This is a genomic window from Coprococcus sp. AF16-22 (assembly GCF_003461545.1).
GTDB lineage: Bacteria > Bacillota > Clostridia > Lachnospirales > Lachnospiraceae > Coprococcus > Coprococcus aceti.
The window spans coordinates 155,139-178,394 of record NZ_QTXH01000002.1; the positions used below are offsets into that span (position 1 = coordinate 155,139).

Here is a 23,256-nt window from a genome sequence, read left to right on the forward strand (position 1 = left end):
AATAATCCAAGATGGGGCAACTTAACACATTTGTAACAAAAAACTTGTAAAAAAGTTATACTTGTAAAAAATATGTAACACGTGTATACTACGAACGTAGCAGAATGCACACAAACGTCAGATTCCCTGCGGAAACTGATGTTTAATAAAAAGGAGGACAGTAAAGATGTCTACAATGAAGACTAATATTGCAAAGAGAGAAAAGAGCCTGATGGCGGCAAAAGCTATAGGCAGTCTTATGGCGATTGCTGTATTGGCTATTGTGATTTTTTCTACAAATGTGGTGACACAGGCAGATGAGATGGGAGCTGACGGCACGGCAGTTCTGGCCACAGCATCAGATGCAGTTCAGAGTGGAGTGATACAGGATGAGGATGGTTACTTCAGATATTATGTTAATGGTGAAGTGCAGAAAACTGCAGGCTGGATAGATGCCGATGATGGCACCAGATATCTTATAGATGAAAATGGCGTGGCAGCTATGAAGTTTACACGTTCTGGCGATACCATCAAGATATACAGATTCAGCGCTGATTCAAAGGACTGGACGATCTGCAAGAACGAGTGGCAGACAGTGGATAACGTTCTCTATTATCTGAACAATTCCGGACTGTGTGAAAAGATATACGATAATAGCAGCAAGAAGGCAAAGTCACTGAGCAGCGGCAAGCTTGTCCAGGTGAAGAACCAGATGCTTATTCTCAACGATGGCAGAACATATTATTTCAATTCAAATGGTGACAAGGTCACAAAGGGCGGTTGGTATCATATAAATTATGACAATATGGTATTTGTAACAGGCGGTGGATCCCACTATGTAAAGGAGAGGATCTACAAGGCATCAGGCATTTTCAGAAAGTATTCATTTAACGATTCAAAGAAGAGCTGGGATATGAACAAGAACCTGTGGAAGAATACAGGCAGAAAGCTGATGTATTTTGATGGATCAGGCACATGTACCATTCTGTATGATCAGGCATCGAATATATTGTACAGATACATATCAAGCAGCAAGTCATACAAGAGAGTCTCAAATGTGATCGACAAGCTCAACGGAAACAGATACTATTTCTATGATGCAAATGGAAATAGACGTACATCATCAGGATGGAAGAAGGTAAATGGAAGTACCGCTTACTACGTATGTGACGGCGGATATGTTACCTCAAGATATACAGATCAGAAGGGTACAAAGAAGGTATACGACTTTGATTACTCGAAGAACACATGGGTGCAGAAGAAAAATATGTGGAAGACTGTCTACCGCAGCAGATATTATTTCGGCTCTAAAGGCGTAGCCACAATCAGCTATAACAACAGCACCAAGAAGGCATACAAGTTTACAGGCAGAAAGTGGAAGCCTGCAAAGAAGCTCATAATGAAGATCGGAAATGCCAATTACTATTTCAACAGCGCTGCAAAGCGAGTTGTAAAGGCTGGAAAGTATAAGACAGCCGATGGCTACATAGCATATGTCAACAGAAGAGGCGTTGTATATAAGAGAGAGTACGATCTCTCGGTCAAGAGATATTACACTATCGATCTTGGTAAGGGCAGAAAGACAAGAGTATATGGATATTATGATATAGGCGCGGCAAACAGACTGAGTAAGATGGTCAACCAGCATCGTGCAGAAAATGGACTTTCAAGCCTTAAGGTGTCAACATCTCTGACAGAGACCGCTACCACAAGAGCAAAGGAGATAAGCAACAAGTACAGCCATTACAGACCAAATGGAACACTGTGTCTCAACTCCATGTACGAGTTGTACGGAGAGAATCTTGCATGTGGTTTCAGTGGTGGAGATCTCGTGTTCAGAGCATGGTCCAAGTCGACCGCACATGACAGCAATATGCTGAATACTACATACAAGACCATGGGCGTTGCAGTATTTGTGGCTCTCAAAAATGACAAACAGGGATATAAGAGATATTATGTCCTTACATTTGGCAAGTAATTTTAATTAGGAAATTAGTGGAAAATAAGACTGTTAAATCCCTCAAATTAAATTGAATTATATGGAGAAATAGAGTACCATACATAGTATAAGGCAAATAGTCGGATATAGAATTTTGGCTAGTTTGGGAATGGAGATTGTGTGTGGGTTTCATATATTCGTCTTTAAATAGAGGTGCCGGCGAGAGTGTGGCACTATTTGACAATAGAATAGCCAGGATGCTTCCTTTTGTCACGGGAAAGGCATATTTTGACCTCAGGAATTATGATGCCCAGACTGGAGAATTCGGAGTATATATTGAATGGGATGGTGAGCTTGATGCAGTGCTTGGATATTCACTGCCGGCGGGAGGATATTTCGTCAAAGCAACCACACCGCAGGCGTACAGATTCCACAGGCTCGACAAGGGACTCCCGGTATATATGAAGTTGATAGCGCAGAATGGCAGACTGTATCCTTATAGGACATATGTCATGATGGACGGCAGGCCTTTCAGTGTGGAATTCGGCGGTGGAGTTATGATCCCTTTTGAGGACAGATACGAAGAGCTTGGATGCGAAGCTGCGAAACAGACTGTGGATACTGGAAGCCAGAAGCTTTTGATGGGAAGTCAGAGTGGAATGACAGGAAGTCAGAGGTTCCGGTGGAATGGCAGTCAGATGAGACTGCTGTTTGGAAGTCAGGGAGGCTTCAGATACCTGGCGGGAAGCCAGTATAGAATGATAGGAAGTCAGCGGTTCCGGTGGAATGGCAGTCAGATGAGACAGTTATTCGGTAGTCAGGGAGGCTTCAGATACCTGGCGGGAAGCCAGTACAGAGTGTTTGGAAGTCAGCGGATAAAAAATATGCCGATGGTGCTTGAAAGTGACACACAGTGGCCACAGGACAGTATGGATTCAATCAGAACAAGCCAGGAGCTGATGGTTGAGTTCCCTAAGGAGTGGCAGCTTATCAACAGAAGCAGAAGACCGGCCAGCCGGATTGGTGGCAATGCTAAGTTTGGATATGGACTGGATCTGATCTAGTACATGACCGGATCTTGGAGGATATATGAAGGATATAGAGGGATTCCACACATTGTGGACTGCTCCTTATTTTGAGAAAAGTAAAGATGACACTTACAGCATGCAGGATTATGAGCTTTTGACCATGATCCTGTCTGCTCTTATGTGGAGAAAAATGAATGGCCCTATCACACTTTACGGTGATGCAAGGGCCATTGATTATGTTGAGGGACAGGGATTGTCGCATATATGGAATGGCGGCATAAAAGAGATACAGGTTCCTGACAGCATATCCCCGGGAGTGTTCTGGGCTGCGGGCAAGCTGTATGCGCTTAAGGCGGCGCATATGCCGGCGGTCATGGTGGATCTGGACCTTATAGTGTGGAAGAATATAGGGGAATACATAGCGGGGACGGATATTTGTGCAATACACAGAGAAGGAATATATCCGGATGTATATCCCGGCAGGGACTTCTTCAATATGGACAGTTCGTACAGCTTTGATCCCCTGTGGAGCTGGGATGTTCCGCCGGTAAATACCTGTATGCTATATATGGCTAAGGAGCAATTTAAGAACTATTATGTGGACAGTTCCATACAGTTTATGGAGAATTGTAGGGAGACTGAGGAAAATCTGTGCCACATGGTATTTGCGGAGCAGAGACTGCTTGCGATGTGTGCTGCGAGAAAGGGAAAGATCATTGCTTCATTTTTTCCTGAGGCGGCGGATATAGAGAGACAGGATGTGTTCACACATTTGTGGGGATATAAGAATATTCTGAAGTTTAACTATGGGAAAAGGGTTGAGTTTAACGGGCGTCTCTGCGAGCGGATAGAGCGGGAGTTTCCGGAAGAGGCGGATGTTATAAGGGAGTTACATGTTTGTAGATAAAGTGCTGAAGAAGATACCCAGGGAGATATACATATATATACTGTGGGGAATTGTCGTGGGAGCGGTAAATCTTGGCTCCGCCTGGATATTTATGTACAAATGCGGGATAGAACCTGTCAGGGCCAACTTCCTAGCATGGATACTGTACAATTTTGTGTCATTCATAACAAATAGAAAATCGGTGTTCCACACTGCCGCAGAGACTGCATGGGAGTTCATAAAAGAACTGGTGTCATTCTACGTGAGCAGGGTGTTCACACTGGTGGTGGAGGAGGGCCTGATCTATATACTGGTTGACAGGCTTCACCTGTGGGCGATGGGCATAAAGACGTTCACATCAGTGCTGGTGATATTCCTCAATTATTATATAAGCAAGAAGTTTATATTCAGAAAGATAAAGGAAAAACTGTAAGAGATATGTATAAATGCGAATGTTTATCGAAATTTTATAGAAAAACATGGACACAATTACTTCCAAACATTTGACAGTTGGAGTATAATTGAGTAGTTAAATATGTAAAAAAAGCAGAATAAGTAATGCAAGGAGATAAGTATGAAGAAGAGAGTAGTAATAACAGGTATAGGAGCCATAACTCCAGTCGGCAATACAGTTGACGAGTATTGGGATTCACTTAAGGAAGGAAAGCATGGCTTCGGACCTATTACACAGTTTGACGCTTCAGCATACAAGTGCAAGCTTGTCGGCGAGGTTAAGAACTTTGTAGCAAAGGACTACATTGATCCAAAGTCTGCAAGACGTATGGCTAGATTCACACAGTTTGCTGTGAAGGCAACCCAGGAGGCTATGGCAGATTCAGGACTTGATATGACAAAGGAAGATGCTTACAGAGTTGGTACATGTATTGGTTCAGGTGTTGGTTCACTTCAGGAGCTTGAGAACGCATATGGAACCATACTTACAAAGGGACCACTTCGTGTAAGTCCATTCGTAGTTCCTATGATGATCAGCAACATCGCAGCAGGTAACGTTGCGATCCAGTTTGGTCTCAAGGGCAAGAGTATAGATGTTGTAACAGCATGTGCTTCAGGAACAAACAGTATCGGTGAGGCATTCAGAACGATCCAGTACGGAGACGCTGATGTCATGGTAGCCGGCGGATGTGAGGCAGCAGTTACACCTATCGGTATATCAACATTTGATTCACTTACAGCACTTACATCATCAACAGATCCAGACAGATGTTCTATTCCATTTGATAAGGACAGAAGCGGATTCGTTCTCGGTGAGGGTGCAGGTATTGTTATTCTTGAGGAGCTTGAGCACGCAAAGGCAAGAGGTGCAAAGATCTACGCAGAGCTTTCAGGTTACGGATGTTCAAGTGATGCACACCACATCACAGCACCTGAGGAGTCAGGTGAGGGACCAGCAGTTGCCATGACCAATGCGGTTAAGGATGCAGGACTTCCACTTGATGCGGTTCAGTACATCAATGCTCATGGTACAAGCACACATCTGAACGATCTTGTTGAGACACGTGCTATCAAGAAGGCATTTGGCGATCACGCAAAGGACATCAAGATCAATTCAACAAAGTCTATGACAGGACATCTTCTCGGTGCAGCAGGAGCCATCGAGTGTATTGCCTGTGTCAAGAGTATAGAGGAAGGTTATATCCACAGAACAAGAGGCCTTGTGGAGAGCGAGGAGGAGCTTGATCTGGATTATTGTAAGGAGCCATGCGAGATGGACGTTGATGTTGCGATCAGCAACTCACTTGGATTTGGCGGACACAATGCATGTATCGTCTTACAGAAGTATAAGGAGCAGTAAATATCATGTTATTTATCAAAAAAAAGGCAAAGGATGCCGAGATAATTGCAGCAAAGGCTGCAGAGGAGGCAAAGGCTGCTGAGGGAATTCAGGAAGCACCAAAGGTGGAGCTTGTAAAGTGCCCTAAGTGCGGAAGAGAAGTTGAGAAGGAAAGAGTGAAGAACGCAAAGTACATTTGTTATGAGTGCGGTTCTTACTTCAGAGTTAAGACCAAGAACAGAATAAGAATGGTCACAGATCCAAAGTCATTTGAGCCATGGTTTGAGGATATGCCAAGCTCAAATCCTCTTGGAACAGAGGGCTATGAGGATAAGGTTGCGGCTGCACAGGCCAAGACAAACCTCAAGGAGGCTGTTACTATAGGAAAGGCAACCATCAATGGTGAGCCTGCTGTAGTTGGTGTATGTGATGCAAGATTCCTCATGAGCAGCATGGGATATGTTGTGGGTGAGAAGATTGCCAGAGCTGTCGAGAAGGCTACAGAGGAGAAGCTTCCGGTATTCATGTTCTGCTGTTCAGGCGGTGCACGTATGCAGGAGGGAATCATTTCTCTGATGCAGATGGCCAAGACATCCGCTGCATTCAAGAAACATTCTGATGCAGGACTTCTGTATGTATCTATTCTTACAGATCCTACAACAGGTGGTGTTACAGCCAGCTTTGCAATGCTTGGAGATATTATCCTTGGAGAGCCAGGTGCGCTCGTAGGATTTGCAGGACCACGAGTTATCAAGCAGACTATTGGTCAGGAGCTTCCAGAGGGCTTCCAGAGATCAGAGTTCCTTGTTGAGCATGGTATCATAGATGGCATAATCACAAGAGACAAGATGAAGGACACAATGTATGATCTCATCGTCACACATAAGCAGAGACAGGGCTATGCTAACTTTGACAGTGCTGTTGAAGATGAGAAATTTGACATAAGCGAGATCCTCAAGGAGAGACTCAAGGATGACGAGCCTAAGACTCCGTGGGAGAAGCTCAGAGGTGCTCGTCAGATGAGCAGACCTTCAGGTTTCGACTATGTGAAGTATATATGCGATGATTTCCGTGAGATCCACGGAGATAGAACCATGAATGATGACAGAGCCATTGTGGGTGGTATCGGTCATATAGATGGACAGCCTGTAACAGTTATATCACAGGTCAAGGGAGCTTCCATGGCAGAGTGCATGGAGAGAAACTTTGGTATGCCTCTTCCTGATGGCTACAGAAAGGCTCTTCGTCTGATGAAGCAGGCTGAGAAGTTCGGCAGACCTATCATTACATTTGTAAATACACCGGGTGCGTTCTGTGGACTTGAGGCTGAGGAGCGAGGAATGGGTGAAGCCATAGCGAGAAATCTCTATGAGATGTCATCACTCAAGGTTCCTGTACTCTGTATCCTTATCGGAGAAGGCGGAAGCGGTGGAGCACTTGCCCTTGCAGTCGGCAATGAGGTATGGATGCTTGAGAATGCGACATACTCAATCCTTTCACCTGAGGGATATGCGTCTATCCTCTGGAAGGACAGCAACAGAGCTGAGGAGGCTGCAGAAGTTATGCAGATTACAGCGCAGGATCTCAAGAGACTGAACGTTATCGAGCAGGTCGTACCTGAGTACGGCGGAGCAGATGAGCAGTCAGTTCCATATATAGGCAAGTACCTTAAGATGAACATTAAGGAATTCCTCAAGAAGTATTCAGACAAGACTCCTGAGGAGATCGCACAGGACAGATACGACAGATTCAGAAATCTGTAGATCACAGATATACTATAGATGAAAGGCATTTCTCAAGTGAGAAATTTATCTCACGGGGAATGCCTTTTATTCATGCATATGTTGAAGTGATGGTGTTTTTTTGGTAAACTTTATGTATATGGCTGAAGATACAGCTTGAATTGGAGGAGCGTTTATGAAGAAACAGATAAAGGTTACTTTGATAGTTATCGTGGCCGCCATCATTGCGGCAGCAATCATATGGTACGTGATGTACCTGCGGGGCAAGGAGCAGGATCTGCTGACACCTGTGGGAACACGTGCAGAATTTATCGGTGATACAGACAAATATCCTACCATGCTTACAGCGAAGGGGACTCAGATCCTGAATGCAGACGGAGAACAGGTTGTTCTCAAGGGTGTGATGGTTCCAGAGTCGCGCAGTCTGTATGAGGAGAAGAAGTTTAATGAGGATTTCTACAAGGATGTATTTGCCAAGGGTGGTAATGCCATAAGGGTGCCAATAAGCCCTGTGGAGTACAAGAATGACGATTACTATATGTGGAGATATCTTGACCGCATAGTTACCTGGGCCGGAGAGAACGATAACTATGTTATTCTCGACTGGGATTATACAGGTAACCCGATAGATGGTTCCGGGGATGAGATGCCGGATCTCGACGAGAATCCGCTGGATTATTCTGCTGAATTCTGGAAGAACATTGCGGATTATTTCAAGAACACTCCAAATGTTATATTTGAGATATACAATGAGCCGGTTGGCATGAGTGATTCAGAGTGGAAGAGATGCGCGGAGAGCCTTATAGGAGTTATAAGGGATGCCGGCGCAAAGCAGCTTATAATCGTTGGAAGTCCGGATTACTGTTATGATCTCGGATGGCTTGACGAGCTTGGCGTGAAGAATGACAATACTGCGTTCTCTGTTCATGTTTACCCAGACAAGGTGTTCTGGCAGAAGTTCCTGTCGGGCTATGTGACAAGTTATCCTCTTATAGTGACAGAGTGGGGATATGCAGACGATGATGTCGAGGTCAAGAATGAGAAGCTGAAGGGCACCAGAAATGTATTTGGAATAAAATTTACCAGATATCTGGAAAAGCATAATATAGGATGGATCGCAGTTGGATATGACGATACGGTGGAGCCATCCATGTTTACTAAGGGATATAAGAAACTCACAAAATGGGGTGAGTATGTGACTGAGCTGCTTGGAGACAAGGAAGAATAAAGAGAATAACGGATAAAAGGGAGAAAATATATAATGGCAATCAGAATATTAGGAACAGGAAGCTGCCTTGCGGAGAAAGAGGTATCAAATGATGAGCTTGCAAAGTATGTTGATACATCTGATGAGTGGATATCTTCAAGAACAGGTATAAAGAACAGAAGAATAGCTGTTAAGGAGACGACGACGAGCATGGCTGTTGAGGCTGCTGAGAGGGCACTTGAGATGGCAGGGAAGTCCGCAGAGAATGTGGAGCTTATAGTGCTTGCCACAGTCACTCCGGATTATTACACACCAAGCGGGGCGTGTCAGGTTCAGGCGGCTATAGGTGCGGATAAGGCGATTGCGTTTGATGTGAATGCGGCATGCTCGGGCTTTGTATTTGCCCTCAATGTTGCAAAGATGTATATAGAGACAGGGTTTGTGAAGAATGCTCTTGTAATAGGTTCGGAGACGCTGTCAAAGATACTTGACTGGAATGACAGAGGTACATGCGTATTGTTTGGAGATGGCGCAGGTGCCGCTTATATAGAGGAGTCTGACAAGGGAATCATAAGCATTGTCCAGGGTTCAATCGGCAAGAAGGGTATGGTGCTCAACTGCGAGAGCAGAAAGACCAACAATATATTTGTAAAAGATGAGATCAATCATGACTATCTGTATATGGATGGACAGGAGGTGTACAAGTTTGCGGTGAGACAGTGTCCTAAGTGCCTCCAGGAGGCTCTTGACAAGGCTGGAATGACCGTTGACGATGTGGATTACTTCGTACTCCACCAGGCAAATGTAAGAATTATTGAATCTGTTGCCAAGAGACTTAAGGCACCGCTTGAGAAGTTCCCTACGACTCTCGACTACACAGGAAATATGTCTGCGGCGAGTGTACCTGTACTTCTCGACCAGCTCGTGAGGGAGCACGGCCTGAAGCGCGGCGACAAGATCGCCATGTCGGCATTCGGCGCAGGGCTCACATACGGCGCTGTGGTTATGGAGTGGTAGAGGCTTTAACACCTGTAATTTTTGAGGGCGGAACGGAGCTCCTTGTAGTTTGGGAGTACTTTTTCTACCTCGGCCCAGAAAAGTGCGGAGTGGTTCATCTGCTTTCTGTGACACAGCTCGTGGACTACCACGTAGTCTATGATTTCGGGAGTGGTGTTCATCAGTGCACAGTTGAAATTCAGGTTACCGGAGGAGCTGCAGCTTCCCCAGCGGGTCTTCTGATGCCTGATGGTGATCCTTCCGTAAGTCACGTCTATTATCTGAGCAAAATGTTCTACACGTGAAGGAATATATATCCGAGCCTGTTCTGACAGTGCCTTTATATCGGCATCTGTCAGGGCAGTGCTTGGATTTTTTTCGTCTGACATATTGGAAATTCTTTTCTGCATGATTTCCAGATGGCTACGGATCCAGTTTTGTCTGGAATCCACAAAGCTTTGGATCTGACTGTCGGTCATTCTGAGGGGCGCACGAACCTTTATGTTGAGGTCTCTGTCTATCTCGATACAGATAGATTTGCGCCTGCTCCTGACGACAGAATATTCGAATTTATCAGAATTGTTCATGGCATATTACCTGTCTTTGATAGGTACATAGTCCTTAGGCTCTACAAGACTTGGATAAGCCGGACGCATTATCTTGTAGCTGTTGATCAGCTCCTCCATACGATGCGCACTCCATCCAACCACTCGGCCAATGGCAAATAGTGGTGTGTAGAGGGCGTAAGGGATCTTGAGCATCTTGTATAACAATCCGCAATAGTAATCTATGTTGATGCACACACCCTTGTAGATCTTGCGCTCCTCGGCAATGACCTCAGGTGCGATGCGCTCTATGAGCTCGTATAATTTGAATTCGTCCTTCTCGTGCTTCTCCTCGGCGAGCTTTTCTACATACTCCTTGATAATGACAGCTCTTGGATCTGACAGAGAGTATACAGGCTGGCCCATTCCGTATACCACGCCCGATTTGTCAAATGCTTCGCCGCGCACGATCTTCCTGATGTACTCACGGATCTGCTCCTCGTCCGTAACATCCTCGACATTGCAGTGTATGTTCTTCATCATCTCCATGACCTTGAGGTCTCCACCGCCGTTGAGCGGTCCCTTGAGTGAGCAGAGTGCTGCTGCGACTGTGGCGTATGTATCTGAGCCGGATGATGTGACAACACGTGTTGTAAACGTAGAGTTGCTTCCGCCTCCGTGTTCCATGTGGAGAACAAGGGCAAGATCGAGAACCTTTGCCTCAAGCTGTGTGTACTTTCTGTCTGAACGGAGCATGCTCAGGATATTCTCTGCAAATGAAAGCTCAGGATCCGGCTTGTGTATATAACAGCTCTTGCCAAGCTCATAATGTCTGTATCCCTGGAAAGAATATACAGCGAGTCTTGGGAATACACTTATTATCATAAGACACTGCTGAAGAACGTTGTCCAGAGATATATCCGTCTCAGACTTATCGTATGATCCGAGGGCAAGGATACTCTTGGTCATATTTGAAATGATATCCTTGGTAGGGTTCTTCATTATGACATCTTGTATAAAGTTGTGTGGAAGGTCGTATGCAAGGTTGAGGACCTGTTTGAACTTGGCAAGCTCATTCTCGTCCGGAAGCTTTCCAAACAGTAACAGATATGTACACTCCTCGAAACCGAATCGTCCTTCCTTTGTAAATCCGTCTATCAACTGGCGGATCTCGTAACCTCTATAATATAATTCACCGTCAGTAGGAGTATGCTTTCCGTCCTCCATTGTATACGCCCGGCTTAGTGAAATGTTGGTGATGCCGGCATTTATTCCTATTCCATTCAGATCGCGAAGTCCACGCTTTACGCCGTATTCCTCGTAGAGGTTGTTATCTATGGTATCGTTCTCAATACAGAGACCAAGACGCTCCTTCGTAAATGAACTAAGATTATTGATTGACATATATAATACTCCTTTCAGGTAAGTCTTCATTGAATTATCTCACTTATTTACAACTATTGCAATCCGAAATGATTGTATGGGTGTAAAATATTATGTATAATGTACTGAGAATAAAGTTAAGACAAATGTTTTAGGAGGTAATATAAATTGGCAGACAGACAGGATATGGGGCAGAATAAAGGGAGCGCAGGAGCTCATAAGGGAACTGTGAGCCGTGCAACAACGAGCAGTGTGAAAAAGACACAGCCGGGCAAGGGAGTAGCGTCAGGCAGTCGGTCAGCATCAGGCAGCCGTCCTGTGTCGGGAAATCGTCCGGCATCGGGCAGCCACTTATCATCGGCGAGTCGTCCGAAAAGTGCAACTGCGCAGGACAAAAGGCGCACAAGTACGGGACGTCCACTTGAAAAGTCGGTGAAGTCCGTGTCTTCAGGAAGCAAGACCAGGAGACCGGCGAATAGCAGATCGTCAACAGGTTCCGGTAAAAAATCCGCGCAGAGCAGAAATAAAAAGAAGCGATATGAGCTGAATACGAAAATGATGGTCGTGGCGGCTCTGGTGGTTGGAATAGTGCTTGCACTTGTGATCACGATGATCATGAGATCCAGCATGCTCAGGGTCAAGCAGATCCAGACGGATTATAATATGGGTGATATATTTGATATAACAAACTATATTGAGCCGGACAGCAATGATGCCAGGCTGGAATATGACAACTCAGAATTTGCACCGGATAAGCTTGGTAAGTACACCATCAAATATAAGATCAGACGTGGAAAGTTAAGCAAGACAAAAAAGGCTGTGATAAATGTTGTTGACGAGGTAAATCCATACATAGACGGCCCAGACGAGATAGACGTTTCTATGGGAACGGATATAAACTGGAGTGATTATTACAATGTCACAGATGAGGATCCAGATGTGCAGGATTCGCTTAAAGCGTCTCAGGATGTGGACACAAGCAAGGAGAGAACCGTAACAGTGACTCTCACATCGGAGGACTGGGCAGGCAACAAGGCGTCCAGACAGATCACCGTAAATGTACTCAAGAGTAACTTTGATGAGTAGGGTGTGAACGAAATAAAATATCTTGAAAAATGACAGAAAAAAGCTCAATGCTGACGGGGATGAAATCCGAAAGCATTGAGCTTTTTGATTTTAGTATTTTATGAGATAGGCGGCTTTCTCAGCTCTGCATCCAGCTCTGAGTTGTCAACCACTGTTGTTTTGGTCTTTTTAACCTTTTCCTTTTTCTTCTTCGATCTGCTCTTGTGTATGTTCTTGATGAACATTACCACCAGAAGCAGGATAAGACCTATGCTTATGAGGACTACGGATAAACCGTATTTGTCCAGTATCTTGTCGATTATGTTGTAGCTTGACTTCTCCCACAGTCCATCCGCTTCAAGATCTGCCTGAACCTTTGAGAGGCAGTACTTTGTTCCGGTACACTTTGGTATACCCGGAAGTCTTGATGTGATGGCTGTAAGGTTGCTTGCCTGTTCGTCGGTTACATTGAAGTATGTATATGACAACGCCTCCTTACCTGTTGTGGTTATAGGATCGTCCAGACCGAGATTGATGAGATACCACTCTCCGCCGAGATAAACGGCATTCCATGCACAGTTGTTGATGTAACTCTCTTCTTTGAGCTGCTTCTGTGTGTCCATCGAGTCGTCCAGAAGATCTGAATTCTGTCCCTCAATGTACAGACATGGCACACCGACGTAATCCATAATGGCCTTGAAAGCCTTTGCGTATCCGTAGGTGACTGCCGACTGATACTTGGAGTTGAACACGCCGTCTGCGGTGTATGCGTATATGTTGTCCTTGCTCTTAGATGTTGCATCTGAGGCATAATAAACTTTGTTGATGATCGAATTATGTATAAGATATACCTTCTCGTAATCCTTTGCGCTCTCATCCAGAGAAGCTGCATAATTCTTGACGGTCAGGTCAAAGTTGTTCTTGTATATGGAACGTGTATCTCCGTTGGCATACAGTGAATAGCACTCGATGGTGAGAGCTGTATATCTGAGTTCTCCCGAGGATTCCTGCTTGCACTGATAGCTGTCGGACATCCAGAAATACTCAGGATGATCGGCGAGTACAGCGTTGACGATCTGATCCATTCCATCGTTTCCGATAACTTCCCAGTCTTTGTTGCTGACCGACAATGTAAATGCTGTGTAATATCCGCCGTCCTGATAAGAAGCATTGGATGTCGACTCGTTGAATTTCTGAGCTGCATCGTTGATCTGTTTGTAGACGGTTCTGTACGCACTGTTGTCAAACTGGTCATAGAAATAAGTTCTGCCATCTATGGTATCGGTTTTGTTACTGCTGTCCGTATCATCTGTATCCGCCGCCTTTGCGACATATGGAGAAAATGATAATATCATGGTAAGCGTAAGCAGCAGTACAAGAAATTTTTTCTTCATAACTGGAACACACTCCTTCTTTTGCTTATGCAAAGCCCCTTTATATACTTCCTTCAATAATAACACATTATGGTTATTATTGCCAGAGAAAATGGGTTAAAGCGGTTGGATTTTGCTTCGCATATGTGTATAATAGTAAAAACCTGATGGTTAACGGATGGAAGGAGGAAACACATGGCTTCCAGTTGCGATATGTGTGCACACTATGTGTACGATGACGAAGATGATTTTTATGAGTGCCTGGTGAATATGGATGAGGATGACTTTGCCAGATTTGTGGCAAGAGGCTACGACAATTGTCCGTATTTTCAGTTGGATGATGAATACAGGATAGTGAGACATCAGATGTGACGATTGAAGAAAAACGGGAGATGTGCAGCAGCGCGTCTCCCGTTTTTCTGGCAAATGATCAATGTGATCAGTTCTTTTCAAATGACTCCGCCAGCTCCGTGAGATACACATACCTCTCCAGAAGCTGATCCAGCTCTGATTCAAGCTGTTCCTTTTTCTGCGTGAGTTCGTTAAGCTTCACGAAATCTGACACAGAGTTGTTGATATCGGTCTCCGTCTGCTCTATCTCAGCTTCTTTCTGGGCGATGGTGTCCTCTATGGTGTCATATTCCCTCTGCTCATTGAAGGAGAACTTTTTCTTCACGGATGGATTCTGCGTTTTCTTTTTCTGGGCAGGTTCCTTGTCCGCTGTGCTGACACGCTCCGGCTTTGTCTGGGTATTTGCCCCTGCCGATGTGCTGTTGGCAAATGAACCGTGGGTCAGATAATAATCGGTATAACCGCCCTCAAACTGTGAGATTCCGCCGCAGCCGTCAAACACCAGAAGCTTTCTTATGACTCTGTCCAGAAAATATCTGTCGTGTGATACGACTATCAATATGCCCTGGAAGGAATCGAGATAGTCCTCAAGTATACACAGTGTGGAAATGTCCAGATCGTTGGTCGGCTCGTCAAGGATCAGTACATTTGGAGATGATACGAGAACCTTCAACAAATACAGTCTTCGCTTCTCGCCTCCTGAGAGCTTCTCTATGCGCTGGTGCTGCAGAGTGCCGTCAAATAAAAATCTCTCACACATTGTGGATGCTGACATGAGACCTTCGGTGGTCTGGATATACTCTGCGGTTTCTTTGACGTAGTCGAGTACCTTCATGTTGGGATCCAAGGCTTCATTTTCCTGAGAGAAATATCCTATCCTTACGGTGTCTCCGATCTCTATGGTTCCGCTGTCCGGCTTGGTGACACCGGTTATGAGCTTCATGAGCGTTGTCTTGCCACAGCCGTTTGGGCCAACAACACCTATCCTGTCAGTCCTCAGGAAGTTGTATGAGAAGTCCGTTATGACCGGACTTGGTCTGCCCGGCCAGGTCTTGGCTATATGGGAGAGCTCTATTGTTTTGTTTCCCAGCCGGCTCGCGATTGAGCTCATGGTAACAGACTGAGTTTCCTTTATAAGCTCCTCACTTGCAAGCTTCTCATATCTCTGGATATGGGCTTTCTGCTTTGTGCTTCTGGCTCTAGCACCTCTCTGCATCCATGCGATCTCCTTGCGCAGGATATTCTGATGTTTGTTCTGAGTGGCAAGTGCGATGTTCTCACGCTCTGCCTTCAGCATGAGATAGCCTTCGTAGTTGGTATTGTAGCTGTAGGTTTTGCCTTTGTCGATCTCTACTATGCGGTTGCACACCTTGTCAAGAAAGTATCTGTCGTGGGTGACCATGACCAGAGCGCCCTTGTAGTTGTTAAGGTAATCCTCCAGATATTCTGTCATATCGTTGTCGAGGTGGTTGGTGGGCTCGTCCAGAACAAGAATGTCACATCTTGACAGCAGTGCCGCAGCCAGAGCGACCTTTTTTCGCTGACCTCCTGAAAGTGTGCTCACCATGAGGCTGGTGTCGTCAAATCCGAGACGGTGAAGAAATGCCTTGGCATCACCCTCTATGCTCCATTTGTTCTCCTCGTCGACATTTGCAGTGATGACATAGTCGTATATGCTGACCTTCTCTGCGAAGTCGGGGGTCTGTGGAAGATATTTTATGACCACGTTGTTTCCCTTTGACAACTGTCCTGAATCACATTCGTCTATGCCGGCTATGATCTTGAGGAGTGTTGATTTACCCGTGCCGTTTACGCCTATGACACCGATCTTTTCTCCTGAATTTACTGAAAAGTCTGCGTCATCGAACAGAATCTTGTCAGTGTATGCTTTTGAAAATCCTTTTATTGTAAGTAGGTTCATATATGTTCTTATGGGGCTTTGTGCCCGCCCTTTCGTCAAAATGAGCCGTGAAAACGGCTTTGCATGTAAGTATTATTGTAATTGGGGAGAATTGACGAGTCAAGAAGCATATCATAATAGAAATACCATTTGAGAATAATTAAAAATAGACGAAAATATATAAGACAATGATCTCCACCCGACAGTATATTTGTAAAAAAACATTCCTGAATTTATACAACATGACTAAAAAATAACCTGAAAAGGCGCTTTAGGTTAATAAAAACAAGCCATTTGCACAAATTGGTTTACAAAATTACAATTTTGTAATTTGCAAATTATTCCAAAAAGTAGTATAAATTGAACATTGATTACGGACAGGAATGGAGGTAATTATCATGGAATCAACAAATATCAGGGTTAAGCTCAATTCAGTAGAGCAGGTAAGACAGTTTGTAGAGACAATGAGAAAATATGATGGAGACGTTGATGTATATTCATCCAACAGGAATTATCTTGTAGATGGCAAATCAATACTGGGAGTTTTTAGTCTTGGACTTGATCAGGAACTCACAGTAAAGTTCTATAACGGAGCGACAGAGTCGTTTATAAATACATTACAGCCATTTATGCTGGCTGCATAAGGAGTATTTATTACAATAATTTTCATAGCTAATTCGTGGTCTGTATGCATTGACACATTCGTTGATGGAGTGTTAGAATGTCCTTATAAATATTAAGAGATATTAGGGGGCGCAGCCAATGCAGATTACAGAGATGAAAGCTAAAGTTAACACTATGGATGACATCAAGAAGTTTGTTGCATACCTGAATCAGTTTCCAAATGATGTTGACGTTTCATCAGCTCAGTACGTCGTAGATGGAAAGTCAATCTTAGGTGTGTTCAGTTTAAATCTTGAGAAGCCACTTACAGTGAAATTTCATGGAGAAGTTGCACCAGAGCTTCAGGCAAAGCTTGATGAGTTTAAGTGCTAATTCTATAGGATACATAAGAAAGCTTAGAAAAGCAGGCTGCAGATTTTCTGCAAGCCTGCTTTTCCTATGCTGTGAGACAAGTGTCAGGAGGGATGATTATGATATACGAAGCGGATCAGGGGTTGGAATACCATATAAAGGTAAATGAGGATATGATAGGCCAGTATGTTATCATGCCGGGGGATCCTAAGAGATGTAAGGCGATAGCAGCGTATCTCGAAGATGCGGAGCTGGTGGCGGACAGCAGGGAATTTGTCACGTATACAGGCTATCTGGATGGAGAGAAGGTCAGTGTCACGTCCACAGGTATAGGCGGCCCGTCGGCGGCCATAGCCATGCAGGAGCTGGTGCACGCCGGTGCCCACACTTTTATCAGGGTTGGAACCTGTGGCGGTATGCAGACTGAGATCGTCGGCGGAGACGTGGTGATCGCCACGGGAGCTGTCAGGATGGAGGGCACGTCAAGAGAGTATGCGCCTATAGAGTACCCTGCGGTTGCGGATATAGATGTGGTGAATGCGCTCAGAGAGTCAGCAGGAGCACTTGGAGTGACGGCACACACAGGTGTGGTTCAGAGCAAGGACTCATTTTATGGACAGCATTCGCCGGGAATCATGCCGGTTGGATATGAGCTTATGAACAAATGGGAAGCGTGGAAGAAGATGGGCTGCAAGGCCTCTGAGATGGAATCTGCTGCATTGTTCATAGTTGGAGCGTTCCTGCGGGTCAGGGTCGGTGCGTGCTTCCTTGTGGTGGCGAATCAGGAGAGGGCTGCAGCCGGTCTCCCGAATCCTGAGGTACACGACACCGATAAAGCCATACGTGTGGCTATTGAAGCTGTGAAGAAGCTTATCAGAACTTGAATACACGACCTATGTCTGTCTTGTAGCTTTCAAGATAGTCAAGGATCTCATCTGAATTATCCATGACGGTATATATCTCGTTGGTCGCAGGCGTCATAAAGCCTTTGTCCGACGTCTCTTTGAGCATGGACAGAAGATGATCGTAGAATCCGTTCTGATTGAAAATTACGATTGCTTTGCCGTGGCGTCCGAGCTGCTTGAGCGTGAGGATCTCAAAGAATTCCTCGAGAGTGCCAATTCCGCCGGGCGTTACGATGAAAGCGTCTGCCTTATCTTCCATGATCTGTTTGCGCTCTCTCATGGTCTCAGTGGTTATCAGCTCGGAGACATTCTCAAACAGTATTCCGTCAACATTAAAGAATGAAGGAGTGACGCCTATTATGGTGCCATTTTCCTCGTATACACCCCTTGCCACTGCGCCCATGAGCCCATTTGCTCCAGCGCCGTACACAAGAGTGTGGCCTCTTTTGGCGATTTCCCTTCCTAAATATTCTGTTTCTTCTATATAAGATCTGTCAATGTCGTTGCTTGACGCGCCGTATACACATATATTCATAAAAACCTCCAATGTGACAATGCCAGGTATTCCTGAACTGCCGAAAAACCATTTATTAAACAGTATATAGAAGTAAATGATAATTTGGAAGAAATTATTTATAAAATAATGTAAAATCGCAAAAAAATGCGGAGCAGCCATAGGACTGCCCCGCAAAGGGAAAACATGAAAAGAATGATATGAGATTACAGAAGCTCAACAACTTTGCCCAGAACTGCGATCTCTTTTTCTTTTGCACCCATAAGGTACTTCTCAAATCTGTCCATACAGTCAACCTTGCCTGTGATGGAAGTCTTGATGAGAAGGTTTCTGGCGGTGAGCATGGTGTTCTCAACCTCCATATAATCATTCAGGATATCACCGTTGAATTCGATATATCCGTGATCCATCATGTACTTGAGTCTCTCCATCATGAGAACCTTGTGGTCATACAGGATGTGAAGAGCACGTATATCAAAGTCTGGATCCTCTGCTGAAAGCTGCTTGCCGATCTGCTTCAGAACCGCATCGTAGACATCAACCCCAAATACTGTGTCCTTAAAACGATTCCTCATCATACGGAAGTGATTCTTGGTATCCTTTGACTCAAGGTACTCGATGATGGTATCCTTGATATACTGTGTGTCGAGTTCGTAGTATGTATCAGCCAGATTCTTCTGGATCACGTATATTCCACGGCGTCCCTTGTAGTCGTCCTTGAAAATATGATCCTCCTGGGCTGTGATTGTGTCGTAGCCGTTTCTCACATCTGAGTATGATACTTTTGAGTAGGAATAATGCTCGCCAAATGTGAAATCTCCAACATAGAACTGCTGCTCCTCGTCGTCATATCCGTAGATGAAGAGCTCGTGTGGGAATTTGTAGTCGGCACCGGAATCGCAGAGGATCTTAGCCTCGTCAAATACTCCGTATACATATCCGCCCAGATTGATGGTCTTCTTGATGAAAGTGAGAATATCTCCGCAGTAGCTCTCCACCTGCTCCTTTGTCATGAGAGAGAAGAGAAGATAAGGACATTCCTTAAGTGAACTGCTTCCCGGCATCATATCTGCAAGAAGCATCTCATCTCCTGTGAAGATCTCTTCGATGTTGTAACATCTTAACTGTATATAATTGCTGAATATCCAATTCTTGGCTTTCTCGTCGTCCCCTATGATCGAGAAAAGTGTGGCATGCCACTGCCAGGATGTTATCATTGGATAGCTTATTGGCAAAATCTTTTTGCTCATGTGCTTATTACCTCCATTTCATATTAAGATTACGTGATGTTAGCTGACCTTGGCTGCTACAGCCTTGACTACATCGTTCATGTCATAGTAGAGGCCAAGTGCAAGCTCAGAATCATCAAATTCAATGTTAAAAGCCTGCTCAAGTCCGACGATGAACTGAATGATGGAAACGGAATTCACGCCATATTCGGTGGTGAGTTCTGCAGTCATGTCCAGCTTGCCCGCATCTATGTCTGGAAGAATATCAGAAAAAACCTCCAATACTTTTTTTGTTAATGTGTCTTTGTCCATTTCAAACCTCCCATTCGTTTTGATATGTTACCAATGCACGTTACTTATATTTTAATGTGTTTGACAGTATTTTTCAATAAAATTATTCAATCCGTACAGAAATATTTGTGCATTTTTGTGTTAAATGTTAAAATTACCGTGAAGTATATGGTGTAAAATATGGTATAGTTGAATAAAATATTATAATTTTTTTAAAAAAATCAGACAGTTGATGTAAAATATAGAACAACAATATACGATAAGGCAGGGTGATGGACATGAAGATAGTTGTTCTGGATGGATGTGCGGCGAATTCCGGCGATATTAGCTGGGACAGCATTGGCAAGTATGGCGAGCTGACGGTGTATGACAGAACCGACAGGTCAGAGGTGGTCTCAAGGATAGGCGATGCGGAGATCATAACAACGAACAAGACGGTGATAGACAGGGTTGTGATCGAGGCCTGTCCGAACCTCAGATATATAGGTGTGCTTGCCACCGGCTACAATGTGGTCGATGTGGAGGCGGCACATGAGCATGGCATAGTGGTTACAAATGTTCCGGCATACAGTACGGATGCTGTGGCGCAGTTTACATTTGCACTGCTTCTGGAACTGGCAAACAGGGTCGGGGCGCATGATGCGTCAGTGAAGGACGGTGGCTGGGTTAGAAGTAAGGATTTCTCCTACAGTGTGATGCCGACCATGGAGCTTGCGGGCAAGACTATGGGTATCATAGGCTATGGCAGTATAGGTATGAAGGTGGCAGAGATCGCACATGCATTTGGCATGAGGGTGCTGGTGAACAGCCGGACGAGGAAAGCCCTGCCGGATGGCGATTGGATAAGCTGGGCTGAGAGGGATGAACTGTTCGCACAGTCGGATGTGATAAGCATACACTGTCCTCTGTTCCCTGAGACGGAGGGAATGATAGACAGGAGTGCGATAGGCCGGATGAAGAAGACTACATTCATCATAAACACTGCCAGAGGCGGCTGCATAGTGGAGAAGGATCTGGCAGATGCCCTGAACGAGGAACGTATAGCTGGAGCCGCGGTGGATGTCATAGCACAGGAGCCTATGGCGGCGGACAATCCGCTTCTCACGGCAAAGAATGTGATCATAACACCACATATCGCCTGGGCACCGAAGGAGGTCAGGGAGAGACTTCTCAATATAGCGGGTGGCAATATAGAGGCGTTTCTCAATGGAAAGCCTGTAAATACAGTATAAAAAGAATAAGATTAGCCATTGAGCAGAAATTTAGCTGTAAGAAGAAAGGATAGATCAGGAAGATGGAGAGCAGTTCTTTTGAGGATGTGAACAGACTGGTTAGGTCTGAACTGTATGAGCACATGGATCCGGAATTTGGCAAATATCTGGCCATGAACCTTCCGGGCTGTGGCAATATAATAGGTGTGAGGCTGGATGATCTGAAGGAGATAGCCAGACAGATAGCCGACATAAACTGGAAGGAGTATCTGAAGCATGCGCCGGATGATACGCTGGAGGATGTGGTCATTCAGGGGCTTGTCCTTGGATTCGCACAGGGCAAGCTGGAGGAGATACTTGCATATGCCGATGAATTTGTTCCCAAGATAGACAACTGGTGGGTGTGTGACTCGTTCTGCAGTACATTTGTGGCGGCATCCATGTACCCGGAGATAGTGTGGGAATTCATCATGAAGTATATGGGAGATTCCGAGCTGAATCCTGCGTGGAGAAAGAAGGAGGAGGCAGAGATTCCAGAGGGACAGGGAGGCATCGCAGTAGGAACCTGGCAGGATATGTCCGATGACTTCAGACTCAGGTTCGTGGCTATCATGCTGAAGTGCTACTTTGTGAATGACAAGTATATCGACAAATGCCTTTATGCATTTGAACATATGCAGGATGGCGGCTACTATGCAAAGGACGGTGTAGCCTTTGGCCTGGCGGAGAGCTATTTCGTGTTCCCGGACAAGACGATTGAGTACATAAAAGGTGCACAGTTTGACAGGCAGATTCTGGAGATGACTAAGAACAAGATAGAGAAGATATACAGGCTGCCGGAAGCGGATGTGAACAGGTTTGCGGAAGTTATAAATGAATATTAAAATTAAGAGAAGGACATTATATTTGCAGGAGGAATTCTTATGAGAAATTTGAATGCGGATATGGATGTCCTTTTTGCTTTGACTGGGATCAATAATATTGAAAATGAGTTTATGGTGGCAATGGTGCTGGTGATTGTCTGTTTGGCGGCTGCGGTATGTCTGACCGTATGGATAAGAAAATACGTCAGGGGAAATGCCTCAGGCAGTCTGGAAGATAGTCAGGATGAGCGGGAGGACAGGGAGTATTCATCGGAGGATAACTACATCGATGGTGATGCTGTAGCCATTGCCATTGCTGGAGCTTTGGGAGGAACAGCAAATATTTACAGTCTGAGGAGCAGTGATACAAGACTTAGAGTTACGGTGAACAACGGGGCGCTGGTGGACAGGAGAAAACTGAAAGCCACAGGAGCTCTGGGAATACTGGCAAAGGGCAGGCAGGTGCAGGTATTCTATGAGGATCAGGTGGAAAGGATATGCCGAGAGCTTGGAAGATATATAGATGGACACAGGAAAGATAATATTGAACAGGAGGCTGAGATCGATTATGAAAGAGTGCTTAAGAAGGTGTATGTGCCTGTTGAAGGTGATGTTGTGCGCGTATCTGATATACATTGCCTACAGAACCTGGGAGACGGGAGTGTCGGCTTGTGTGCGATTCGAGCCACACGGGGAGAAATCAGAGCGCCGTTTGACTGCAAGGCTGGATATAGTAAAGCCGGAGAAGGTCAGATAGAGTGTACATCTGAGGAAGGATACGTGGTCAGGATATATCTGATATCAGAGATCGACACCGGATGGCAGAGGACACAGAGCTATGTAGATATAAGACTTACATGTGGTGATGGTGAGAAGGTGCGGAAAGGAAGGCTGCTTGCAGAGTATCCATATGAGACGCTTGCTGGCAGAGGCGAAACTGTATATGCTGTGCTGGAGGTACATTCCGATGAAAATGCTGATACAGGTCATTCTGGTGGCATAGATAAAGGATATCAGCTTAAGATAAACCGGAGAGAGAAAGTGAATTATGAATATGTGGCATGCGAGCTTGTCGTCTGAAA

23 protein-coding genes are annotated in these 23,256 nt (G+C 45.0%); 16 read left to right on the top strand and 7 right to left on the bottom strand.

Translation table 11 applies throughout. The features are described from left to right. Window positions 1–166 precede the first annotated feature (166 nt). The 8 genes from DWW60_RS03400 to DWW60_RS03435 all read left to right on the top strand — a co-directional run bounded on the left by DWW60_RS03400 (window position 167) and on the right by DWW60_RS03435 (window position 9,590). On the top strand, window positions 167–1,957 hold the full coding sequence (locus DWW60_RS03400) for a CAP domain-containing protein (RefSeq protein WP_117550038.1): 1,791 nt from the start codon (window positions 167–169) through the stop codon (window positions 1,955–1,957). A 143-nt stretch (window positions 1,958–2,100) separates the two neighbouring features. Continuing rightward, the gene (locus DWW60_RS03405; RefSeq protein ID WP_117874379.1) at window positions 2,101–2,982 is read left to right on the top strand and encodes a hypothetical protein; all 882 of its coding nucleotides are present in this window, start codon (window positions 2,101–2,103) and stop codon (window positions 2,980–2,982) included. 25 nt (window positions 2,983–3,007) lie between these two features. Then, complete coding sequence (locus DWW60_RS03410; protein WP_117874380.1) at window positions 3,008–3,853, top strand: DUF6734 family protein; 846 nt, start codon at window positions 3,008–3,010, stop codon at window positions 3,851–3,853. After that, entirely contained in the window at window positions 3,840–4,265 is a 426-nt protein-coding gene (locus DWW60_RS03415; RefSeq protein WP_117550044.1) for a GtrA family protein, read from the top strand. The genes DWW60_RS03410 and DWW60_RS03415 overlap by 14 nt, the downstream gene beginning before the upstream one ends. A 141-nt stretch (window positions 4,266–4,406) precedes the next feature. Continuing rightward, the gene (gene fabF / locus DWW60_RS03420; protein WP_015534522.1) at window positions 4,407–5,645 is read left to right on the top strand and encodes a beta-ketoacyl-ACP synthase II; all 1,239 of its coding nucleotides are present in this window, start codon (window positions 4,407–4,409) and stop codon (window positions 5,643–5,645) included. Window positions 5,646–5,650: 5 nt separating this feature from the next. Beyond that, window positions 5,651–7,387: an acetyl-CoA carboxylase carboxyl transferase subunit gene (locus tag DWW60_RS03425; RefSeq protein WP_015534523.1), complete on the top strand. Its 1,737-nt coding sequence runs from the start codon at window positions 5,651–5,653 to the stop codon at window positions 7,385–7,387. A gap of 154 nt (window positions 7,388–7,541) precedes the next feature. Beyond that, window positions 7,542–8,594: a glycoside hydrolase family 5 protein gene (locus DWW60_RS03430; protein WP_015534524.1), complete on the top strand. Its 1,053-nt coding sequence runs from the start codon at window positions 7,542–7,544 to the stop codon at window positions 8,592–8,594. Window positions 8,595–8,627: 33 nt separating this feature from the next. Continuing rightward, window positions 8,628–9,590, top strand: a complete 963-nt coding sequence (locus tag DWW60_RS03435; RefSeq protein ID WP_022215985.1) for a beta-ketoacyl-ACP synthase III — start codon at window positions 8,628–8,630, stop codon at window positions 9,588–9,590. A gap of 5 nt (window positions 9,591–9,595) precedes the next feature. Here DWW60_RS03435 and DWW60_RS03440 read toward each other — a convergent pair whose 3' ends face one another. Both DWW60_RS03440 and DWW60_RS03445 read right to left on the bottom strand, forming a co-directional pair. Beyond that, window positions 9,596–10,156, bottom strand: coding sequence for a M48 family metallopeptidase (locus DWW60_RS03440; protein WP_055147349.1), 561 nt, complete (start codon window positions 10,154–10,156; stop codon window positions 9,596–9,598). 6 nt (window positions 10,157–10,162) lie between these two features. Continuing rightward, window positions 10,163–11,518 carry a citrate synthase gene (locus DWW60_RS03445; RefSeq protein ID WP_055147352.1) on the bottom strand — a complete coding sequence of 452 codons (1,356 nt, stop codon included), beginning with the start codon at window positions 11,516–11,518 and terminating at the stop codon, window positions 10,163–10,165. A 147-nt stretch (window positions 11,519–11,665) separates the two neighbouring features. Here DWW60_RS03445 and DWW60_RS03450 point away from each other — a divergent pair, with 147 nt between their 5' ends. Continuing rightward, window positions 11,666–12,583, top strand: coding sequence for a hypothetical protein (locus DWW60_RS03450; protein WP_055147354.1), 918 nt, complete (start codon window positions 11,666–11,668; stop codon window positions 12,581–12,583). 98 nt (window positions 12,584–12,681) lie between these two features. Here DWW60_RS03450 and DWW60_RS03455 read toward each other — a convergent pair whose 3' ends face one another. Beyond that, window positions 12,682–13,956 carry a transglutaminase domain-containing protein gene (locus DWW60_RS03455; protein ID WP_055147356.1) on the bottom strand — a complete coding sequence of 425 codons (1,275 nt, stop codon included), beginning with the start codon at window positions 13,954–13,956 and terminating at the stop codon, window positions 12,682–12,684. Window positions 13,957–14,130: 174 nt separating this feature from the next. Here DWW60_RS03455 and DWW60_RS13465 point away from each other — a divergent pair, with 174 nt between their 5' ends. Next, a complete protein-coding gene (locus DWW60_RS13465) occupies window positions 14,131–14,307 on the top strand; it encodes a DUF6472 family protein (RefSeq protein WP_165852774.1) in 177 nt (58 codons plus the stop codon). 67 nt (window positions 14,308–14,374) lie between these two features. Here DWW60_RS13465 and DWW60_RS03460 read toward each other — a convergent pair whose 3' ends face one another. Continuing rightward, window positions 14,375–16,207: an ABC-F family ATP-binding cassette domain-containing protein gene (locus DWW60_RS03460; RefSeq protein ID WP_117874381.1), complete on the bottom strand. Its 1,833-nt coding sequence runs from the start codon at window positions 16,205–16,207 to the stop codon at window positions 14,375–14,377. A gap of 377 nt (window positions 16,208–16,584) precedes the next feature. Between DWW60_RS03460 and DWW60_RS03465 the strand changes: the two genes are divergently transcribed. The 3 genes from DWW60_RS03465 to udp all read left to right on the top strand — a co-directional run bounded on the left by DWW60_RS03465 (window position 16,585) and on the right by udp (window position 18,045). Further along, window positions 16,585–16,830: an HPr family phosphocarrier protein gene (locus tag DWW60_RS03465; RefSeq protein ID WP_015534531.1), complete on the top strand. Its 246-nt coding sequence runs from the start codon at window positions 16,585–16,587 to the stop codon at window positions 16,828–16,830. Between the two features lie 118 nt (window positions 16,831–16,948). Then, the gene (locus tag DWW60_RS03470) at window positions 16,949–17,182 is read left to right on the top strand and encodes an HPr family phosphocarrier protein (RefSeq protein ID WP_015534532.1); all 234 of its coding nucleotides are present in this window, start codon (window positions 16,949–16,951) and stop codon (window positions 17,180–17,182) included. A gap of 95 nt (window positions 17,183–17,277) precedes the next feature. After that, a complete protein-coding gene (gene udp / locus DWW60_RS03475; protein ID WP_420314941.1) occupies window positions 17,278–18,045 on the top strand; it encodes a uridine phosphorylase in 768 nt (255 codons plus the stop codon). Here the strand turns inward: udp and DWW60_RS03480 are convergent. The 3 genes from DWW60_RS03480 to DWW60_RS03490 all read right to left on the bottom strand — a co-directional run bounded on the left by DWW60_RS03480 (window position 18,035) and on the right by DWW60_RS03490 (window position 20,121). Further along, on the bottom strand, window positions 18,035–18,601 hold the full coding sequence (locus DWW60_RS03480; protein ID WP_015534534.1) for a TIGR00730 family Rossman fold protein: 567 nt from the start codon (window positions 18,599–18,601) through the stop codon (window positions 18,035–18,037). The genes udp and DWW60_RS03480 overlap by 11 nt on opposite strands. Window positions 18,602–18,786: 185 nt before the next feature. Beyond that, on the bottom strand, window positions 18,787–19,830 hold the full coding sequence (locus tag DWW60_RS03485; RefSeq protein ID WP_015534535.1) for a hypothetical protein: 1,044 nt from the start codon (window positions 19,828–19,830) through the stop codon (window positions 18,787–18,789). Window positions 19,831–19,869: 39 nt separating this feature from the next. After that, a complete protein-coding gene (locus DWW60_RS03490) occupies window positions 19,870–20,121 on the bottom strand; it encodes an acyl carrier protein (RefSeq protein ID WP_015534536.1) in 252 nt (83 codons plus the stop codon). A gap of 257 nt (window positions 20,122–20,378) precedes the next feature. Here DWW60_RS03490 and DWW60_RS03495 point away from each other — a divergent pair, with 257 nt between their 5' ends. From DWW60_RS03495 to DWW60_RS03505, 3 genes are all read left to right on the top strand, one after another. Beyond that, on the top strand, window positions 20,379–21,332 hold the full coding sequence (locus DWW60_RS03495; protein WP_117874382.1) for a D-2-hydroxyacid dehydrogenase: 954 nt from the start codon (window positions 20,379–20,381) through the stop codon (window positions 21,330–21,332). 62 nt (window positions 21,333–21,394) lie between these two features. After that, a complete protein-coding gene (locus tag DWW60_RS03500; RefSeq protein WP_015534538.1) occupies window positions 21,395–22,195 on the top strand; it encodes a DNA alkylation repair protein in 801 nt (266 codons plus the stop codon). A 39-nt stretch (window positions 22,196–22,234) separates the two neighbouring features. Beyond that, entirely contained in the window at window positions 22,235–23,254 is a 1,020-nt protein-coding gene (locus DWW60_RS03505) for a PTS transporter subunit EIIB (protein WP_015534539.1), read from the top strand. The last annotated feature ends 2 nt before the right edge of the window (window positions 23,255–23,256 follow it).

Bases quoted from the DNA above. Each gene is read 5' to 3' on its own strand.
- DWW60_RS03425 (WP_015534523.1), top strand. From the start codon at position 5,651: ATGTTATTTATCAAAAAAAAGGCAAAGGATGCCGAGATAATTGCAGCA.
- DWW60_RS03470 (WP_015534532.1), top strand. From the start codon at position 16,949: ATGCAGATTACAGAGATGAAAGCTAAAGTTAACACTATGGATGACATC.
- DWW60_RS03435 (WP_022215985.1), top strand. From the start codon at position 8,628: ATGGCAATCAGAATATTAGGAACAGGAAGCTGCCTTGCGGAGAAAGAG.
- DWW60_RS03485 (WP_015534535.1), bottom strand. From the start codon at position 19,830: ATGAGCAAAAAGATTTTGCCAATAAGCTATCCAATGATAACATCCTGG.
- fabF (WP_015534522.1), top strand. From the start codon at position 4,407: ATGAAGAAGAGAGTAGTAATAACAGGTATAGGAGCCATAACTCCAGTC.
- DWW60_RS03460 (WP_117874381.1), bottom strand. From the start codon at position 16,207: ATGAACCTACTTACAATAAAAGGATTTTCAAAAGCATACACTGACAAG.
- DWW60_RS03445 (WP_055147352.1), bottom strand. From the start codon at position 11,518: ATGTCAATCAATAATCTTAGTTCATTTACGAAGGAGCGTCTTGGTCTC.
- DWW60_RS03490 (WP_015534536.1), bottom strand. From the start codon at position 20,121: ATGGACAAAGACACATTAACAAAAAAAGTATTGGAGGTTTTTTCTGAT.
- DWW60_RS03410 (WP_117874380.1), top strand. From the start codon at position 3,008: ATGAAGGATATAGAGGGATTCCACACATTGTGGACTGCTCCTTATTTT.
- DWW60_RS03415 (WP_117550044.1), top strand. From the start codon at position 3,840: ATGTTTGTAGATAAAGTGCTGAAGAAGATACCCAGGGAGATATACATA.
- DWW60_RS13465 (WP_165852774.1), top strand. From the start codon at position 14,131: ATGGCTTCCAGTTGCGATATGTGTGCACACTATGTGTACGATGACGAA.
- DWW60_RS03430 (WP_015534524.1), top strand. From the start codon at position 7,542: ATGAAGAAACAGATAAAGGTTACTTTGATAGTTATCGTGGCCGCCATC.
- DWW60_RS03440 (WP_055147349.1), bottom strand. From the start codon at position 10,156: ATGAACAATTCTGATAAATTCGAATATTCTGTCGTCAGGAGCAGGCGC.
- DWW60_RS03465 (WP_015534531.1), top strand. From the start codon at position 16,585: ATGGAATCAACAAATATCAGGGTTAAGCTCAATTCAGTAGAGCAGGTA.
- DWW60_RS03505 (WP_015534539.1), top strand. From the start codon at position 22,235: ATGAGAAATTTGAATGCGGATATGGATGTCCTTTTTGCTTTGACTGGG.
- DWW60_RS03400 (WP_117550038.1), top strand. From the start codon at position 167: ATGTCTACAATGAAGACTAATATTGCAAAGAGAGAAAAGAGCCTGATG.
- DWW60_RS03500 (WP_015534538.1), top strand. From the start codon at position 21,395: ATGGAGAGCAGTTCTTTTGAGGATGTGAACAGACTGGTTAGGTCTGAA.
- DWW60_RS03495 (WP_117874382.1), top strand. From the start codon at position 20,379: ATGAAGATAGTTGTTCTGGATGGATGTGCGGCGAATTCCGGCGATATT.
- DWW60_RS03455 (WP_055147356.1), bottom strand. From the start codon at position 13,956: ATGAAGAAAAAATTTCTTGTACTGCTGCTTACGCTTACCATGATATTA.
- DWW60_RS03480 (WP_015534534.1), bottom strand. From the start codon at position 18,601: ATGAATATATGTGTATACGGCGCGTCAAGCAACGACATTGACAGATCT.